This is a genomic window from Bradyrhizobium sp. JR3.5, assembly GCF_054057015.1.
Genome location: NZ_JBSRYV010000001.1, coordinates 1,589,777 through 1,605,189, shown reverse-complemented (window position 1 = coordinate 1,605,189; position 15,413 = coordinate 1,589,777). Strand labels below are relative to the sequence as shown.

The following is a 15,413-nucleotide window of genomic DNA, read 5'->3' as shown; positions in this document are numbered from 1 at the left end:
CAAGACCCATCAGACTTAGGCCCGACCGTATTCTTACGGACCCGCTCCTGGCAGGCGACTTGCGATGTATCCGTGAATAGTTCGGCGCCAGCTGTTCACGGTGTGCCGAACTCGGACATTCGGAGCACGCACATGAACATGCATCATCGTTTTGAGACAGCTCGCGCGAGCACCGGACGAGAGTCGACGGTCAGGAAGATGCTGTCCGATCTTGTCCTGGCCTGCCAGCAGATCGAAGCCGACATTGCGACCGAAGAAGCCCGCGCGGGAATTTATGACCGATCGAACCCAAGGTATCCGATCTTGGCAAGGTCGCTCCATGAGCGGCACGACAATCTCAAGGGAACCATCGCCACGCTCGAAATGCGTGCCATCGAGAGACCTCAGCACAAGCTGGTCACCGGCGCAGCGTAGCTCGGTCCCCGAGAAGCAAAGGGGCCCGCTGGAAGCGAGCCCCTGGCTGCTTACTGCACCGGGAAGCACTGCCGCTTGCTGTTGTTCGGGCAGTAGAAGCAGACCTTCGAGGAACAGCCCGACAGGTCTCCAGCCTTGTTCAGGGTATAGTTGCATCCTGCGGTTCTGTCGCACGCCTTCAGGACTGCTCCGATGGGGGCGGCAAAAGCCGACTGACCGAACGTGAACAGAGCAATCGCAGTTGCGACGGCGAAGCCCAGTGAAATTGCACGCATGATTTACCCTCCTCCACAATTGGGCTGACGCACCATTGCATCGCCTTGGTCGAAACACTCGCAGAACGGCTCCAGAAGTGATGTGAGGCGGGTCACTCAGGTACGCCGGAGCAGCCCTGGAACGATCACCCTCGCCACCGAAACGCCAGCGCGGGCAGCGTGATCGACGTGATGGAGCTGCGGCGCCGACCGACGTCAGCCGCTACCACGTGTGGATGGATCGAGATTTCGGTTCTCGCCCGGCGGGATCGGCCCGAAGCCGGGATATCTGTACCCGCCCGGCACGACCACCTCTTCGCTCGGACGGATGATGAAGTGCTGTCGCACGCGCCGGTGATGCGCAGCGGCCGCGTCGGCAACCGCACTCCACAGGATCACAAGAGGCAACGTCAAGACCAAGGCAACACGCATGGCGATCACTCCGTTTCACCGAACAAGTGACCGCCGACCGCGGCGTTCTATTCTGCCCCGGCCTTTCACATGTGATCAAAACCGCGAGATCGTCGATGTAGAGCCTGCGCGTGATCACGCAGCGTGAGCCCGCCCGCCGGACGGCGTACGCCCAAGCTGGGCAACGATAATGTCCCCTCCAACGTAGTTCGCGATGAAGACCCTGTCGCAGAAGGCCGAATAGAGCACGGCCGTTGGACTCCAGACAGGCAGTTCGACGTCGATCTCAAGCGGCGCCGCGGTGCAGTTATGCGGGCACGATGTCGCGACGCCAGCCCGGCGAGAAATAGATCAGACATCGCTTTGACGATAGGTCACATGCTCAGGCACGCTGCACTCGCAACAGCGGCCGCGGAAAGGCCTGCGCGCAGGCGACGCCGAGCAGCGCGAGGCCGCCGCCGATGACGTGAAACGTCCTGACCGGCTCACCCAGCAGCACGATCGCGGCCGCGGCCGTCAGCACCGGCAACAGGTTCATGAAGATCGCGCAGCGGTTCGGGCCAAGCTGCGCGACCCCGCGGATCCACAGGAACGGCAGCACCACCGAGGCCAGCGCGCCGGCATAGACGATCAGCGGCCAGGTCTCGGCGTTGACCTGCCGCAACGGCGCCGGCGTCGCGAGGAAGGCGGGAAACATCACGGCCAGCGCGCACAGCGCCTGCATGTAGGTCGATTGCCATCCGGTGATCGGCAAATTCCAGCGCTTCAGGAGCACGCCGTACAGCGCGTAGACGATCGCGGCGAGCAGCATCAGTGCGTCGCCAGCATGCACGCCGTTCTGCAGCAGCGACGACAATTCGCCGCCGCTGACGAGATAGACGAGGCCTGCGAACGACAGCGGCGCGCCGCAGACCATGCCAAGCGTCGGCTGCTCGCCGAGCAGCGCGGCGCTGAGCGCGACCGTCAGTAGCGGCGTCAGTGCGGTGAACACGGCCATGTTGGTCGCAGTCGTGGTCTGGGCGGCGAGATACGACAGGCTCTGGAACAGACACATCGCAAGGAAGCCGAGGATCGCGAGCGGCCCGAGATGCGGCCAGATCGCGCGGCGATTGCGCCAGGCAGCGCGTGCCACGAACGGAGACATCAGCAGCACCGCGACCAGCAGGCGATAGAAGGTGATCGCCTGCGGACCGATCGTGCGGGCCGACAGACGCGAGACAATGACGTTGCCGGCCCACAGCACGATGGCAACGAAGGGATAGAGAAGTGCAGCATTCTTCTTGAGCATGACCTGGCAGCGCATTGGTGAAGGACACACCAGCAACTACTTGTCGCGCCGAAGTCCGTCTCACGCTAGAATGACCTCACCTAGCGAGATTGGGACATGCGAGACTAAGACGTGTTGGACGAGCTGATCACACGGCACCTCGATTATCACGCCACGGCGCGGCCGATGGCGGCGATGGAAATCGACTATCCGAGCGGCACATCGACCGGCCTGCATGCGCATCCGCGCGGCCAGCTGCTCTATGCGATCGAGGGCGTGATGATCGTGCGCTGCGCCGAGGGCACCTGGGTGGTGCCGCCCAATCGCGCGGTGTGGCTGGTGGCCGGTCTCGCGCACGAGGTCCGGATGTGCGGGGCGGTCAAGATCCGCACTGTGTTCGTGGACAGCGACGCGGCTCCCAATCTGCCGCAGACCAGCTGCGTGTTCACGGTCTCGCCGCTGCTGCGCGAATTGTTCGTCGCCGCGATGGGTGTGCCGCTGGATTATGCGCCTGCGACGTCCGACGAGCGCCTGATGCGCGTGCTGCTCGACCAGCTGCGCGAAATCGATGTGCTACCGCTGCATCTGCCGATGCCGCGCGACGAAAGGCTCGCGCGGATCTGCGCGGCGCTGGTGGCCCGCCCCGACGACGCCTCCACCGCCGAGCACTGGGCGCGCCGGCTGAAGCTGACGTCGAAGACGATCCATCGTCTGTTCCCGCGCGAAACCGGCATGACGTTCGGCGAGTGGCGTCAGCAGGCCCGCTTGCTGTTCGCGCTGGAACGCCTCGCGCGCGGCGCGCGGGTGGTCGATGTCGCGCTCGATGCCGGCTATGCCAGCCAGAGCGCCTTCACCGCGATGTTCCGCAAGCATTTTGGTGTGCCGCCGAACGCGTTCTATCGGTAGGCCGTCGCGGCGGCGGCGAGATAGCTAGCGCTCCGCAGGCACTGACTGCGCCACCGGCCCCAATATCCATTCCCTGAACGCCGCGATCTTCGGAAGACCCCTGCCGGTTGTCGGGGCAGACGAGATAGTAGGCGAACTCCTCCAGATGCGCGGTGTCAAGCAACTGGATCAGCTCGCCGCTCTCGATCTCGTTTGCGACCATCGCCGCCGGCAGCAGGCCTGCGCCCTGGCCGGTCAGCACGGCTTTCAGGAGCAGACCGCTGTCGTCGAACGAGGGACCACGCGGTGTGCGCACCTCCGTGATGCCGTTGGCCTGAAACCACAGGCTCCACCCCTTGCGATCGGCATCATGCACCTGCGGCCAGCCCGCAAGCTCTGTGGGAGATGCGGGCCGCCCGAGACGCGCAACCAGCGACGGCGAGGCGACCGCCACCATCTCGACTGTGACGACGCGGTCGCTGCGCAGCCCCGGATAGCGGCCGAGGCCGTGGCGCACCGCGACGTCGATTCCGCTGCGCGAGAAATCGACCAGCGTGTTGCTGGTGACGATCTGCAGATCGATCTCGGGATGCGCGCCCTGAAACGACGCCATGCGCGGCACCAGCCAGGCCGACGCAAAGAACGGCGTGACGCTCACCGTCAGCGTACCGACGTCGACCGACGCAGCAACGCGGCGCGAGGCCTCCGCGATCTGGCGAAACGCATTGCGGATCGACGGCAGATAGTCGCGCCCGGCGTCGGTGAGATAGATGCCCCGCGGCACCCGCTCGAACAGCTTGACGCCGAGATGGGCTTCCAGCGTCTTGAGCATCTGGCTGACTGCACCCGGCGTCACGCACAGCTCCTCGGCCGCGAGCTTCACCGAGAGATGGCGGGCGGCGGACTCGAACGCCTTGAGCGCGTTCAGGGGTGGAAGCCGGCTCTCCATGATTTAGATATTCTAATCTCAATCGCGCAGCAAATCTGGTTTGCCAATGGCGCCTTCCTGGCGCTCAATCAGCCTATTGTAACGCTGAGAGCCGCGTCAACTCAGAGAAATCCGGGCCAATGGAGTTAGTTTTTCTAATCTTTTCCACAGCTCGCGACAGCGGCTCCCGGTTCCCTGATGGAGCCAGGACAGGACATGACCGAGGTCCCAAATAGACTCGCCCTGCACGGGACCGGTGCAGGCAGCGATATCCGCCAACGCGTCGACCGCATCAACGCGTCGCAAGCCGGCAGCCTGCCCGGCCTGCTGGACTTTCAATGGCTCGAAGCCGAACGCGGCCTCATCCGCGGCCGCTTCGAGATTGCCGCGAAGCACTTCTCGCCGCACGGGCTCTTGCACGGCGCAAGCATCGTCGCGCTGGCGGATAGCGCCTGCGGATTCGGCTGCCTCGCCTCCCTGCCGGACGGCGCGATTGGCTTCGCGACCGGCGAGTTGAAGACGAACTTCATCGGCGCCACGCGCGAAGGCGGCGTCAGCTGCGAGGCGCGCCTCGTTCATGCCGGCCGCACGACCCAGGTGTGGGATGCCGAGATCCGCAGCGAGGCGACCGGCAAGGCCATCGCGCTGTTTCGCTGCACGCAGATGCTGCTCTATCCGCCGGCCAAGGCGGGCGGCGGCGCATCACAGGGAGAACGATCATGAGGAACGCCGTCATGCACGCCGGTTATCGGAGAGCAAAGCCGTTCTATGGCTGGTATGTCGTCGCAGCCGCCTTCGTCGTGACGCTCGTCGGCTTCGGCAGCGCCTACACGTTCTCGTCCTTTGTCGAGTCGTTGCAGCGGGAGTTCGGCGCCTCGCGCGGCTCGGTCTCGCTGGTGTTCTCGTTCGCGGGCTTCCTGTATTTCGGACTCGGCATCGTCTCCGGCCCGCTTGCCGACCGCTGGGGCGCCCGCAGGCTCGCTGGCCTCGGAATGGCGCTGGTCGGTCTCGGCATGGTGCTGGCGGGACAGGCGCAGACCATCCTCCAGGTCTATGCCGCCTACAGCATCGGCATCGGTGCCGGCGTCGGTTGCGCATACGTTCCGACCTTGGGCGCCGTGCAACGCTGGTTCGTCAGGCGGCGCGGTTTTGCGTCAGGCCTCGCCGTCAGCGGGATCGGGGTCGGGACACTGGTGATGCCGCCGCTCGCGACCTGGCTGATCACGAGCCTCGGCTGGCGCGAAGCCTACGTCGTGTTGGGCGTCGTCGCTGCCGTCGCCGGGATCGGAGCATCGCTACTGATCGCCGACGATCCGCGCCGCCATGGCACCGGACCGGATGGCGATCCGCTCGAAGCAGTCTCGGGCGCGCCGCTCCGTCAGGGCGTCTCGATCCGCGGCGCGGTCAAGACCGCCCGCTTCGCCGGGCTCTATGCGGCCTGCCTGATCAGCGCGTTCGGGGTGTTCGTGCCCTTCGTGCACCTGGTGCCCTTTGCCGTCGACCATCAGGTGGCGCCGACGCTTGCCGTGCTGCTGCTCGGAATGATCGGCGTCGGCAGCACCGCCGGCCGGTTCTTCCTCGGCGGCATCGCCGATCGGGTCGGCCGCGATGCGTTCCTGATTGCGATGTATCTCGGCATGGCCGTCTCGCTGGCGATCTGGGCAATCGCCGGCAGCTTCTGGTCGCTCACGGTCTTTGCGCTGCTGTTCGGTGTGTTCTATGGCGGCTGGGTGGCGATCCTGCCTGCTGTGGTCACCGACCATTTCGGCGGCCGCAATGTCGGCGGCATCATCGGCATCCTCTACACCAGCGTCGCCGTTGGCACGCTGCTGGGCCCGAGCGCTGCCGGCTTTGCGTTCGACGTCAGCCACAGCTATTTCATCCCGGTGGCGATCAGCGCAGCCGCCAACCTCGTCGCCGCCGTCATCGCCGTCGCGACGATGCGAACGGCCTCGCCGATGGCTTCAGTCGCGCAGAGGTGACGTCCCATGACAGTCGGTGACCCCCGTGCTACGTTCGGGGATCACCCACCCATCGGTTCGAGACCTCTGTGATCACCCGGTTCGCCATGACCAATGCCTGGAACTACCGGCGCGCCACCAACGACGACATCGTCGAGCTGGCGTCGTGGCGCGGTGCCGGCTCGCTCGCCCTCAGACCGCACTTCCATGACGAGAGCCAGATCGTGCTGGTGCTGTCGGGATCGCGCGCCTTTCGCATCGACGGCGCGACCGTCACGGTGCCGGCGGGCCATGCCGCGCTCATCCCGGCGGGAATGCTGCATACACCGATGGCGACACCGGGCGCGGAGACGGTTTGCCTGAATGCCTATGTTCCGGCGGGCCGCGCCTGCTCGTCGCTCCGGATCATCAATGTCGGGGACCGCTGGCGGAGCATCGACGAGATATCGCCCAAGCATATCGGCGAGATCGCCAACGACACGCTGTCGCGCGAGCCGTCACGCCCGGCCGGTTGCATCGATAGAGCGAAGCTCGGTACCGCCTTGACGGAGAGCGTCGAGCCGATCGGCGAGATTGCCGCGAGCTTCGGGCGAAGCCGCGAAGGGTTCAGCCGCATGGTGAGGCGCGAACTCGGCGTTGCGCCGCATACCTTCCGCCTGCTCGCCCGGCTCAATCTTGCCCGACATTTGCTGCGCGCCGGCGAGCCGATCGCAGCCGTTGCGGCGGATGCGGGCTTTTCCGACCAGAGCCATCTCACCCGCCTGTTCCGCCACACCTTCGGCACGAGGCCGGGCGTCTACTGGCGCGATTGAAGCGGCGTCACAGACGTTCCAGACCGGCCGGCGCTCGGCCCGCTAGGCTGCTCACCCTGCAAAGGGGTGAAGGATGGATACCGGAACAAGTCTTCTGCTGCTCGCAGCCGGCGGCGCGGGGGGCATCATCAATGCATTGGCGGGCGGCGCGACGCTCATCACCTTTCCGGCGATGCTCGCCGCAGGCTTGCCCGCCGTCATCGCCAATGCATCGAATGCGGTGGCGATCTCGCCGGGGCATTTGATCGCAGCCCTCGCCGATCGCGGCAAGCTGCCGCCGCCGACGCGGCGCACGATCAGCTTCGTCGCCGCCTCCACGCTTGGCGGCGCGGCCGGTGCCGGCGTCCTTTTGCTGCTTCCCGAGCGGTTGTTCGTCCTGCCGGTGCCGGCCCTGATCGCATTCGCAACGCTGCTGTTTGCCTTCGCGCCACAGATCCAAGCATCGCAGATCCAAGCATGGACCGTCGGGCACCAGAAGGCAGCGGCTCTGCCCTCGACCGGCGCGAGCAGTGCCGTGCTCGGATTGGCGTGTGTCTATGGAGGGTTCTTCGGTGCCGGGCTCGGCGTCATCTTGACCGCGGTGCTCTCGATCACGGAACCCAACGACATCAGGGCGGTCAAGGCATTGAAGAACCTGCTGGCGACCTGCGTGTCGCTCGCCGTCACACTGATCTTCATCGTGCAGGGAGCGGTACGGTGGCCGGAGACCTCTGTGATGCTGCTCGGCGCCATGATCGGCGGCTATACAGGAGGCCACCTGATCCGGATCCTGCCTGGTCGCATCGTCCGGCAGTTCGTCATCGCCGCCGGAGCATTGATGACCGTGATCTACGCGGCGCGCTACTGGTTCTAGATGGAGCGAGGGAGCCGAGGCTCCCAGCTCGAGCTGTGCGTTTTCGAGCGACGTGGATTACCGGTTTCGCGTGAAGAAAACGCGTCAAAACGAAAACTTAGTGCGTCGTCATCCAGGCGCGGGCTTCGCGCTGGGCGGCAGCGATTTCGACGTCGGACATCTGCTCGGCGACTTCGCGGCGGTGCGCGATCGCGTCGGTACGTCCCTTGAGCGCCGCCAGGTTGAACCATTTGTGCGCCGCGACGAGGTTGACCACGCCGGAGCGGCCGCTCGCCCAATACATGCCGCGCTCGAACAGCACGTCCTGGATTGCAGTCGCAGCAACCGGGATAGCGCTTTCCTGATCGATGACCCCCTGAAACATTGTCGTCATTCCCCTTTTTGTTGTTGGCCGCCCTCCCCCGAGCGCGGCCCCCGTCCACTGTTAAGCTACCCTGTCATTCCCGGGCTGATCCTTGGGATCATGCCCCGCGCTGATCCCTGGGATCACCGCGCGCCGTTTGCCGGCTTGTTGGGGGTGATCATGGCCCATCAAATTTGAAGAGCGGTTTAAGTATCGCGATGAAACGGGATGTAAATCGGGCCCGCCGGGAGCGCTTCCCGGAATCGCAGAAGTGCCTGTGCCGCAGGCATTTCCGTGCATTCGTGAACGCCGGTTTACCCTGGTGTTTCGGAAAACGATAACCATGGCGGGCAATGGCCGCGGGCATCGGCCGGTCCCGGCCGCCGGCGCATGTGATCAATCGATGAGTTGACGGCGCGCTGGCAGGCCTGGCGGACGGTCCACGGAGCCGCGGTACGGTCGCGCGCGCAAAGGAACGCGAGGCCGTGAGGCCCGACGTCGATCCAGAAAATGGGATGTGGAAAGTGGCTGCCGGGCGCGGACTGCGCGGGCCGCCGGAACGAGGGGGTCGGCGAACACGTCAGGACCAGATTTCAGCTCGGCATTGTCGCCGGTGAAATTGCGGAACCAAGCGGGCTCCGCACCGAACGAAGAAATCTCTGTTTCTTCTGCCGGACCGCTTTTGGGAAGGTTGCCCTCTCCGAAATTCGATCCAGCCGTTTGACCTGATGTCTCGCCGACACCCTCTTTCGTCAGCCAGAGCCTTGGGGTGGGATGTGCCTCTCAGCAGTCCGTCCGCTGGCTCTCGCGACGTGCCGGCATCAAGCCGCCGGCAATCCTCTCAAGGCGAGAGGCTTACTTCTTCTTGGCGACCTTGCGGGTCTTCTTCGCAGTCTTCTTCACTGCGCTCTTCGCCTTCTTCGCCTTCTTCGCCTTCTTTGCCTTCTTAGCCATGTTGCCCTCCAGTATGTGAGATGGCTCTCGCTGCGTGCACTCGGGAATCGATATGCACTACTTCCCGAATACACCAACAGACCAAAAAAAACAGTGTCCCGCTTAAGGAAGTGTTGACGCAGCGGTGGCAGTGCGCACAGCGCGCGGCGCCGATCAAATCGGCATTGCATTCACGCGACGATACAAGAAATGCAGCAACGGCCGACATCGGCATTTGTCAACGTTGCAGGAAACGCCTGTATTGCAGCCATTTCTTGAATTCGCATTCCGAACGATCGACGCGCGATCGTCATTGCGTCGAGTCGCAAGCTGTGACGAAAAGCGGCGCGTCGCGAACGCCGAGTCGTAATTTTTGGCAACGAAAAAATTTTCGTGGGTAAGACCGCTTTTGCCTCGTTTGAGGTCACCGGGACCGGATTCGCGAACGAATCGCAGCTTCGCCGATTCGGCGCGCGGAAGGCGTCAGCGCGACCGTCGAGGGAGGGTGTGAGGCAAGATCACGCCGCGTTCACGCGCGCGCGACGGCGCGGGAGCATGATCCGACTGGATCATGCGCCAAGGACAACATCATTGTCCTGTTCGTTTAGACGCCGAGCTTGGACTTCAAGAGCTCGTTGACCGCCTTCGGGTTCGCCTTGCCGCCCGACGACTTCATCACCTGACCGACGAACCATTGAAGGGCTGCTGGCTTCGCCTTCGCCTGCTCGACCTTGTCGGGATTGGCCGCGATGATGTCGTCGACCACCTTTTCGATCGCGCCGAGGTCGGTGACCTGCTTCATGCCGCGCGCCTCGACGAGCGCGCGCGGATCGCCCCCCTCCCGCCAGACGATCTCAAACAAGTCCTTGGCGATCTTGCCGGAAATCGCTCCCTCGCCGATCAGATCGACGATCGCAGCAAGTTGCTCCGCCGACATCGGCGAGGCTGCGATCGCGACACCTTCCTTGTTGAGACGGCCGAACAGCTCGTTGATCACCCAGTTGGCGGCAAGCTTGCCGTCGCGCGCTTTGTCGGCGAGACGAGCGAGCACCGCCTCGTAGAACTCCGCGCTCTCGCGCTCGGCGACCAGCACGCTCGCATCATAGGGCGACAGGCCGAAGCCCGTAATAAAACGGGACTTCTTCTCGTCCGGCAGTTCCGGCAGCTGCGCCTTGAGTTCGTCGACGAAGGCCTGGCTGAATTCGAGCGGCAGCAGATCGGGATCGGGGAAGTAACGGTAGTCGTGCGCCTCTTCCTTGGAGCGCATCGAACGCGTCTCGCCCTTGTTCGGGGGGTCGAACAGCCGGGTTTCCTGGTCGATCGAGCCGCCGTCCTCGATGATCTCGATCTGGCGCCGCGCCTCGTACTCGATCGCCTGGCCGATGAAGTTGATCGAGTTCATGTTCTTGATCTCGCAGCGGGTGCCAAGCGCGGTCTCGCCGTAACGGCGCACCGAGACGTTGACGTCGGCGCGCAGATTGCCCTTCTCCATGTCGCCGTCGCAGGTGCCGAGGTAGCGCAGGATCGAGCGCAGCTTGGTGACGTAGGCCTTGGCCTGCTCGGCATCGCGGATGTCGGGCTTGGAGACGATCTCCATCAGCGCGACCCCGCAGCGGTTGAGGTCGACATAGGACATCGTCGGCGACTGATCGTGCAGCAACTTGCCGGCGTCCTGTTCCAGATGCAGCCGCTCGATCCCGATCGTGACGCTGCGGCCGCCATCGAGCTCGAGCACCACCTCGCCCTCGCCGACGATCGGCGACTTGTACTGGCTGATCTGGTAGCCCTGCGGCGAGTCCGGATAGAAATAGTTCTTGCGGTCGAACACCGAGCGCAGGTTGACCTGCGCATTCAGCCCGAGACCGGTGCGCACCGCCTGGCGGACGCACTCCTCGTTGATCACGGGCAGCATGCCCGGCATCGCGGCATCGACCAGCGAGACGTGGGAGTTGGGCTCGCCGCCGAACGCGGTCGACGCGCCAGAGAACAGCTTCGCGTTCGAGGTGACCTGGGCATGGACCTCCATGCCGATCACGACCTCCCAATCGCCGGTGGCGCTCTTGATTAGCTTGTGAGGGGCGGCAGATGCGGTCATGGATCTCGGTTTCCGGACAAGTGATATCTGGGATGGATTGGGCTTCGCGCAACCGATCGCGCCAGTCAAGCCGCCTTGCAGTCCCCTTGCAGCCCGTACCGGCGCATCGGGGCGGAGATCAGAGACCGCGCCGGAACTGCTGGTAGGCCTTGCTCGAGCGCAGCGCGTCCGCGCCGCCGGTGGTCAGCTGGTCGACCTGCTCCGGCGGCAGCGAAAGCCGCGTCGGGATGGCGTTCAGGATGCCGGCGCGCTCCGGTCCGAGCCGGTCGAAGCCGAGCCGCTCGACATAGATCGCGACGTCGCCGCACTTCCAGCCGGCGCCGACGCCGAGCCTGGCGCGATCCGCCGCCGACAGGCCGCAGCGCCAGTGCTTCAACTTGCCGGACCAGTCGTTGGCGAGCGACGTGAAGGCGGCGTAGCTCGAGCGCACGCTGGCATCGATCGCGGTGTCGGCGGCCGCGGACACCAGCTCGACACCACTCGGCCCTTCGAGCGTCTGCACGAAATCGCCGGAGATGCCGCGGCCGGCATCGACCACCAGGAACAGGATGCGCCTGAGCTTGGCCGCCTGCCGTTCGCTCAGCGGCTCGTAGGGACGTTGCGCGGCAAGCAGGCCGATGCTCAGCCCCGACAAGCCGTAATTGTCGACGAGGCCGCCATCGAGCAGCTTGACGTAGCGCATCGAGCCGCCGCGGTAACGCGCCTGGGCCTCGGCATAGGAGCGCAGCAGCGGCTGCGCGTTCGGATCGTTGCGCACCCGATCGAGCCAGGACGGCAGCGGCGCCGCGCAGCCGCCGGGATAGGTTTGCAGCACGATCGGGGCGAAGGCCAACGGCACCGCGGCGGACGCCGCCACCGCTTCGGCGACACGATAGGAGCGGATGTCGCTGCACAGCGCATCGAACGACGTCTTGCCGAACACGAACGGCGTGCGGTTGTAGATGTCGGACGCGTTGATCCACACCCGCGGCCGGCGGTCGTCCGGCAATGCCTCGAACCGCGCGCCGTCGAACAGGTTTTGATCGAGCCAGTCGGTGAACTGGCTGTCGTTGACGCCGCCGCCCAGCGCGCGCCCGATATTGCCGAGCGAGATCCTGGTTTTCAGTCCCTCCTCGGCATTGCGCAGCAGGAAACGCTCGCGGAAATCGTCGAGCGCCGCACGCCGCTTCAATCCGAAATAGGCCGCGGTGACCGATCCGCCGGAGACGCCGGAGACGAAGTCGACGCGGTCGAGCAGCGTCTTGGTGCCGGCGGCGCTGGAGCGCACACGGTCGAGCTCCTCCAGCACGCCGAACGAAAACGCCGCCGCGCGCGTGCCGCCGCCGGAGAACGACAGCGCAAGCAGCAGATCGTCTTCATAAGCCGGAATATCGCTGACACCGTTGGTGTCGGCAGCCGCGGCGCCGAGCGGCACATTGCCCGGGAGATTGTAGACGGTTGCGCAGCCGGCCAGGCCCACCGCCACCGCAGCCACCAGCAACGCTGACAGCCATCCCCCTATGCCCGACCCACGCACGAATACTCTCTTTGCCGCTGGCCCCCGCCCGGTTCCACCAGCCTATCACGGCCAATCTGGGCGGCGGCATGGCGGCCGAAACAGGGTTAATGCTCGCGGTGCCAAGACACCGCACAAGACACCGCACTTGGCACCGGTATTTCAGACCAGCGCGGAGACGATCCGCTCCCACTCGGCCTCAACAGTATCGCTCGCGACGGGTTGGCCGGCCCGGCGATACCAGTAGCCGGCATTGCCGAGATCGCCCTCGACGCGATGCAGATAGGCATGCACCCAGGCCGAATTTGCGTCGCCCTCGTCCTGCACGATCTTGTGCGCCTGATCCCAATCGCCCTTCCTCGCCCACCATAACGCCGCGAGCGGCGGCGACAGCGCCGCATCAGGCGCAGTGTCAGCGAGACTGGCGCGGAAATCCGCCATCGCTCACCACCATTTGGGCGCCGCGAACCGGCCGGCCGCCTGTTCGATCACCGCGCCGAGCGAGAACAGCGTCTCCTCGTCGAACGGACGGCCGATCAGTTGCAGGCCGAGCGGCAGGCCTTGCGTGTCCTTGCCCGCGGGCACGGCGATGCCCGGCAGGCCGGCCATGTTTACGGTCACCGTGAAGATGTCGTTGAGATACATCTCGACCGGATCGGCGCCGCCCTTCTCGCCGATGCCGAACGCCGCCGACGGCGTCGCCGGCGTCAGGATCGCATGCACGCCCTTGGCGAAGCAGTCTTCAAAGTCCTTCTTGATCAGCGTCCGCACCTTCTGCGCACGCAGATAATAGGCATCGTAGTAACCGGCCGAGAGCACATAGGTGCCGATCAGCACGCGGCGGCGTACCTCGTCGCCGAAGCCGTCGGCGCGGGAGTTCTCGTACATCTCGATGATGTTCTTGGCCGGCTCGCGCAGCCCGTAGCGCACGCCGTCATAGCGCGCGAGGTTCGATGAGGCCTCCGCCGGCGCAACGATGTAATAAGCCGGCAGCGCGTATTTGGTGTGCGGCAGCGACACCTCGACGAGCTCCGCGCCGGCCGCCTCCAGCCACTGCGCGCCCTCGCTCCAGAGTTTTTCGATCTCGGCCGGCATGCCGTCGAGCCGATACTCCCTGGGAATGCCGATCTTCGTGCCCTTCACGGACTTGCCGATCGCGGCCTCGTAATCCGGCACCGCGATGTCGACTGACGTGGTGTCCTTGGGATCGTGACCGGCCATCGAGCGCATCAGGATCGCGGCGTCGCGTGTCGTGCGCGCGATCGGGCCGGCCTGGTCGAGCGAGGATGCAAACGCCACGATGCCCCAGCGCGAGCAGCGGCCGTAGGTCGGCTTGATGCCGACGGTCGCGGTGAACGCCGCCGGCTGGCGGATCGAGCCGCCGGTGTCGGTCGCGGTCGCGCCCATGCAGAGCAGTGCCGCCACGGCCGACGCCGAGCCGCCGGACGAGCCGCCCGGCACCAGCGTGGTGTTGGACCCTTCGCGCCGCCACGGGTTGGTGACCGGGCCGAAGCACGAGGTCTCGTTCGACGAGCCCATCGCGAACTCGTCATTGTTGAGCTTGCCGAGCAGCACCGCGCCGTCGCGCCACAGCTGCGAGGTCACCGTCGACTCGTAGGGCGGAATGAAATTGCCGAGGATCTTGGAGCATGCGGTGGTTCGGATATCGCGGGTCGCGAACAGGTCCTTGATGCCGAGTGGGATGCCGGCCAGCGGGCCACCCTCGCCTTTGGCAATTTTCTCGTCGGCCGCCCTGGCCATCTCGCGGGCGCGGTCCGGCGTCTCGAGGACATAGGCATTGAGCACGCGCGCGGCCTCGATGGCGGCAAGATGCGCGTCAGTCAGTTCGCGGGCGGTGAAAGACTTGCTCGCCAGGCCCTCGCGGGCGTCGGCGATCGTCAGCGATGTCAAATCGGTCATTTATTGATCGGGCTGCAGAAGAACGGAGACAGGGTCTTGTCGTTGGCGGGATCGTCTTGCCGGGGGCTCATATTTCTCTGGGCATTTTCCCTGGCGCGGGCGGCATCGAGCGCCTCGAGATGGTCGAGCACCGCGTCCATCGCCGCATTGGGGTCGGCGACCTTCCCCTTGCGCTCCATCGCATCGAGGAAGTCCATATAGGCCTTGTAGGCCTTCTCATCGTCGCAGAGCAGACACATCGCCATCGTCCCAGAACAGAGAAACTACTCGACCACCTTCGGCACCAGGAAGAAATGGTTGGTCGTATCGGGCGCATTGCGGACGATGTCGTCGGCGATCTCGCCGTCATTGACCACGTCGGCGCGCTTCTTCATCTCCATCGGCGTCACCGAGGTCATCGGCTCGACGCCGTCGATATTCACCTCCGACAGCTGCTCGACAAAGGCCAGCATTGCGTTCAGCTCGCCCTGGAGATGGGGAACTTCGGCGTCGCTGACCGCAATCCGCGCCAGATGCGCGATGCGGCGGACGGTCGTGGCGTCGACGGACATTATATAGGGCCTCGGGGCTGAAAGGTCAGCCCGCCGTATAGCAGAGGCCGGTTTTGCGCCGCAACCGCGCGAATCCCTCAGCCCCGGGGCTTCGGCACCCTGCCGGGCACCCGGGCGAGACATTCCGGCGCGCATTCAGGCCGCAAAAGCCTGCGACGAAACCACTTTGCGGCTGCCACGAAGTGGTGGCGAAACATTCAGGGCGCCTACTCGCTCCAAATAGAAAAGTTCGGAGTGCGTCATGCAAACGCTGGAACGCCGCCCCCGGTCGGAGGGCTGGGATCCCGCCCT

Annotated in this window: 17 protein-coding genes; 6 read left to right on the top strand and 11 right to left on the bottom strand. The window is 65.1% G+C overall.

Features of this window, described 5'->3' with window-relative positions; all coding sequences use genetic code 11:
- Positions 1-132: 132 nt before the first annotated feature.
- Positions 133-414, top strand: a complete 282-nt coding sequence (locus ACVWW1_RS08085; RefSeq protein WP_456655449.1) for a hypothetical protein — start codon at positions 133-135, stop codon at positions 412-414.
- A 50-nt stretch (positions 415-464) separates the two neighbouring features.
- Here ACVWW1_RS08085 and ACVWW1_RS08080 read toward each other — a convergent pair whose 3' ends face one another.
- The 3 genes from ACVWW1_RS08080 to ACVWW1_RS08070 all read right to left on the bottom strand — a co-directional run bounded on the left by ACVWW1_RS08080 (position 465) and on the right by ACVWW1_RS08070 (position 2,367).
- Positions 465-689, bottom strand: a complete 225-nt coding sequence (locus ACVWW1_RS08080) for a hypothetical protein (RefSeq protein WP_456655448.1) — start codon at positions 687-689, stop codon at positions 465-467.
- Positions 690-884: 195 nt separating this feature from the next.
- Positions 885-1,109, bottom strand: coding sequence for a hypothetical protein (locus ACVWW1_RS08075; protein WP_456655447.1), 225 nt, complete (start codon positions 1,107-1,109; stop codon positions 885-887).
- A gap of 352 nt (positions 1,110-1,461) precedes the next feature.
- Complete coding sequence (locus ACVWW1_RS08070; RefSeq protein ID WP_456655446.1) at positions 1,462-2,367, bottom strand: DMT family transporter; 906 nt, start codon at positions 2,365-2,367, stop codon at positions 1,462-1,464.
- Between the two features lie 111 nt (positions 2,368-2,478).
- On the opposite strand from ACVWW1_RS08070, the gene ACVWW1_RS08065 reads away from it, so the two are divergent.
- Positions 2,479-3,252 carry an AraC family transcriptional regulator gene (locus ACVWW1_RS08065; protein WP_224924456.1) on the top strand — a complete coding sequence of 258 codons (774 nt, stop codon included), beginning with the start codon at positions 2,479-2,481 and terminating at the stop codon, positions 3,250-3,252.
- On the opposite strand, the gene gcvA is transcribed toward ACVWW1_RS08065, so the two are convergent.
- Positions 3,197-4,180 carry a transcriptional regulator GcvA gene (gene gcvA / locus ACVWW1_RS08060; RefSeq protein WP_456655445.1) on the bottom strand — a complete coding sequence of 328 codons (984 nt, stop codon included), beginning with the start codon at positions 4,178-4,180 and terminating at the stop codon, positions 3,197-3,199. The genes ACVWW1_RS08065 and gcvA overlap by 56 nt on opposite strands.
- A 195-nt stretch (positions 4,181-4,375) precedes the next feature.
- Here gcvA and ACVWW1_RS08055 point away from each other — a divergent pair, with 195 nt between their 5' ends.
- The 4 genes from ACVWW1_RS08055 (at position 4,376) to ACVWW1_RS08040 (ending at position 7,785) form a co-directional block, all read left to right on the top strand.
- Positions 4,376-4,882 (top strand): PaaI family thioesterase, encoded by a 507-nt coding sequence (locus tag ACVWW1_RS08055; protein ID WP_456655444.1) that lies wholly within the window; start codon positions 4,376-4,378, stop codon positions 4,880-4,882.
- Positions 4,879-6,141: an MFS transporter gene (locus tag ACVWW1_RS08050; RefSeq protein WP_456655443.1), complete on the top strand. Its 1,263-nt coding sequence runs from the start codon at positions 4,879-4,881 to the stop codon at positions 6,139-6,141. Before ACVWW1_RS08055 ends, ACVWW1_RS08050 begins: the two co-directional genes overlap by 4 nt.
- Positions 6,142-6,227: 86 nt before the next feature.
- On the top strand, positions 6,228-6,932 hold the full coding sequence (locus ACVWW1_RS08045) for a helix-turn-helix domain-containing protein (RefSeq protein WP_456655442.1): 705 nt from the start codon (positions 6,228-6,230) through the stop codon (positions 6,930-6,932).
- A gap of 73 nt (positions 6,933-7,005) precedes the next feature.
- Positions 7,006-7,785, top strand: a complete 780-nt coding sequence (locus ACVWW1_RS08040) for a sulfite exporter TauE/SafE family protein (RefSeq protein WP_456655441.1) — start codon at positions 7,006-7,008, stop codon at positions 7,783-7,785.
- 97 nt (positions 7,786-7,882) lie between these two features.
- On the opposite strand, the gene ACVWW1_RS08035 is transcribed toward ACVWW1_RS08040, so the two are convergent.
- From ACVWW1_RS08035 to gatC, 7 genes are all read right to left on the bottom strand, one after another.
- Positions 7,883-8,149, bottom strand: coding sequence for a hypothetical protein (locus tag ACVWW1_RS08035; protein WP_097673415.1), 267 nt, complete (start codon positions 8,147-8,149; stop codon positions 7,883-7,885).
- A gap of 1,516 nt (positions 8,150-9,665) precedes the next feature.
- Entirely contained in the window at positions 9,666-11,156 is a 1,491-nt protein-coding gene (gatB, locus tag ACVWW1_RS08030) for an Asp-tRNA(Asn)/Glu-tRNA(Gln) amidotransferase subunit GatB (protein WP_456655440.1), read from the bottom strand.
- Positions 11,157-11,274: 118 nt separating this feature from the next.
- Entirely contained in the window at positions 11,275-12,636 is a 1,362-nt protein-coding gene (locus ACVWW1_RS08025) for a patatin-like phospholipase family protein (protein WP_456656637.1), read from the bottom strand.
- A gap of 177 nt (positions 12,637-12,813) precedes the next feature.
- The gene (locus ACVWW1_RS08020) at positions 12,814-13,092 is read right to left on the bottom strand and encodes a hypothetical protein (protein WP_456655439.1); all 279 of its coding nucleotides are present in this window, start codon (positions 13,090-13,092) and stop codon (positions 12,814-12,816) included.
- Positions 13,093-13,095: 3 nt separating this feature from the next.
- Positions 13,096-14,571: an Asp-tRNA(Asn)/Glu-tRNA(Gln) amidotransferase subunit GatA gene (gatA, locus tag ACVWW1_RS08015; protein ID WP_456655438.1), complete on the bottom strand. Its 1,476-nt coding sequence runs from the start codon at positions 14,569-14,571 to the stop codon at positions 13,096-13,098.
- Positions 14,568-14,810, bottom strand: coding sequence for a hypothetical protein (locus tag ACVWW1_RS08010; protein ID WP_456655437.1), 243 nt, complete (start codon positions 14,808-14,810; stop codon positions 14,568-14,570). The genes gatA and ACVWW1_RS08010 overlap by 4 nt, the downstream gene beginning before the upstream one ends.
- 24 nt (positions 14,811-14,834) lie before the next feature.
- Positions 14,835-15,122, bottom strand: a complete 288-nt coding sequence (gatC, locus tag ACVWW1_RS08005) for an Asp-tRNA(Asn)/Glu-tRNA(Gln) amidotransferase subunit GatC (protein ID WP_092114784.1) — start codon at positions 15,120-15,122, stop codon at positions 14,835-14,837.
- Between the last annotated feature and the right edge of the window lie 291 nt (positions 15,123-15,413).

Bases quoted from the DNA above. Each gene is read 5' to 3' on its own strand.
- ACVWW1_RS08085 (WP_456655449.1), top strand. From the start codon at position 133: ATGAACATGCATCATCGTTTTGAGACAGCTCGCGCGAGCACCGGACGA.
- ACVWW1_RS08080 (WP_456655448.1), bottom strand. From the start codon at position 689: ATGCGTGCAATTTCACTGGGCTTCGCCGTCGCAACTGCGATTGCTCTG.
- ACVWW1_RS08070 (WP_456655446.1), bottom strand. From the start codon at position 2,367: ATGCTCAAGAAGAATGCTGCACTTCTCTATCCCTTCGTTGCCATCGTG.
- gcvA (WP_456655445.1), bottom strand. From the start codon at position 4,180: ATGGAGAGCCGGCTTCCACCCCTGAACGCGCTCAAGGCGTTCGAGTCC.
- ACVWW1_RS08055 (WP_456655444.1), top strand. From the start codon at position 4,376: ATGACCGAGGTCCCAAATAGACTCGCCCTGCACGGGACCGGTGCAGGC.
- ACVWW1_RS08050 (WP_456655443.1), top strand. From the start codon at position 4,879: ATGAGGAACGCCGTCATGCACGCCGGTTATCGGAGAGCAAAGCCGTTC.
- ACVWW1_RS08045 (WP_456655442.1), top strand. From the start codon at position 6,228: ATGACCAATGCCTGGAACTACCGGCGCGCCACCAACGACGACATCGTC.
- ACVWW1_RS08040 (WP_456655441.1), top strand. From the start codon at position 7,006: ATGGATACCGGAACAAGTCTTCTGCTGCTCGCAGCCGGCGGCGCGGGG.
- ACVWW1_RS08035 (WP_097673415.1), bottom strand. From the start codon at position 8,149: ATGTTTCAGGGGGTCATCGATCAGGAAAGCGCTATCCCGGTTGCTGCG.
- gatB (WP_456655440.1), bottom strand. From the start codon at position 11,156: ATGACCGCATCTGCCGCCCCTCACAAGCTAATCAAGAGCGCCACCGGC.
- ACVWW1_RS08020 (WP_456655439.1), bottom strand. From the start codon at position 13,092: ATGGCGGATTTCCGCGCCAGTCTCGCTGACACTGCGCCTGATGCGGCG.
- gatA (WP_456655438.1), bottom strand. From the start codon at position 14,571: ATGACCGATTTGACATCGCTGACGATCGCCGACGCCCGCGAGGGCCTG.
- ACVWW1_RS08010 (WP_456655437.1), bottom strand. From the start codon at position 14,810: ATGTGTCTGCTCTGCGACGATGAGAAGGCCTACAAGGCCTATATGGAC.
- gatC (WP_092114784.1), bottom strand. From the start codon at position 15,122: ATGTCCGTCGACGCCACGACCGTCCGCCGCATCGCGCATCTGGCGCGG.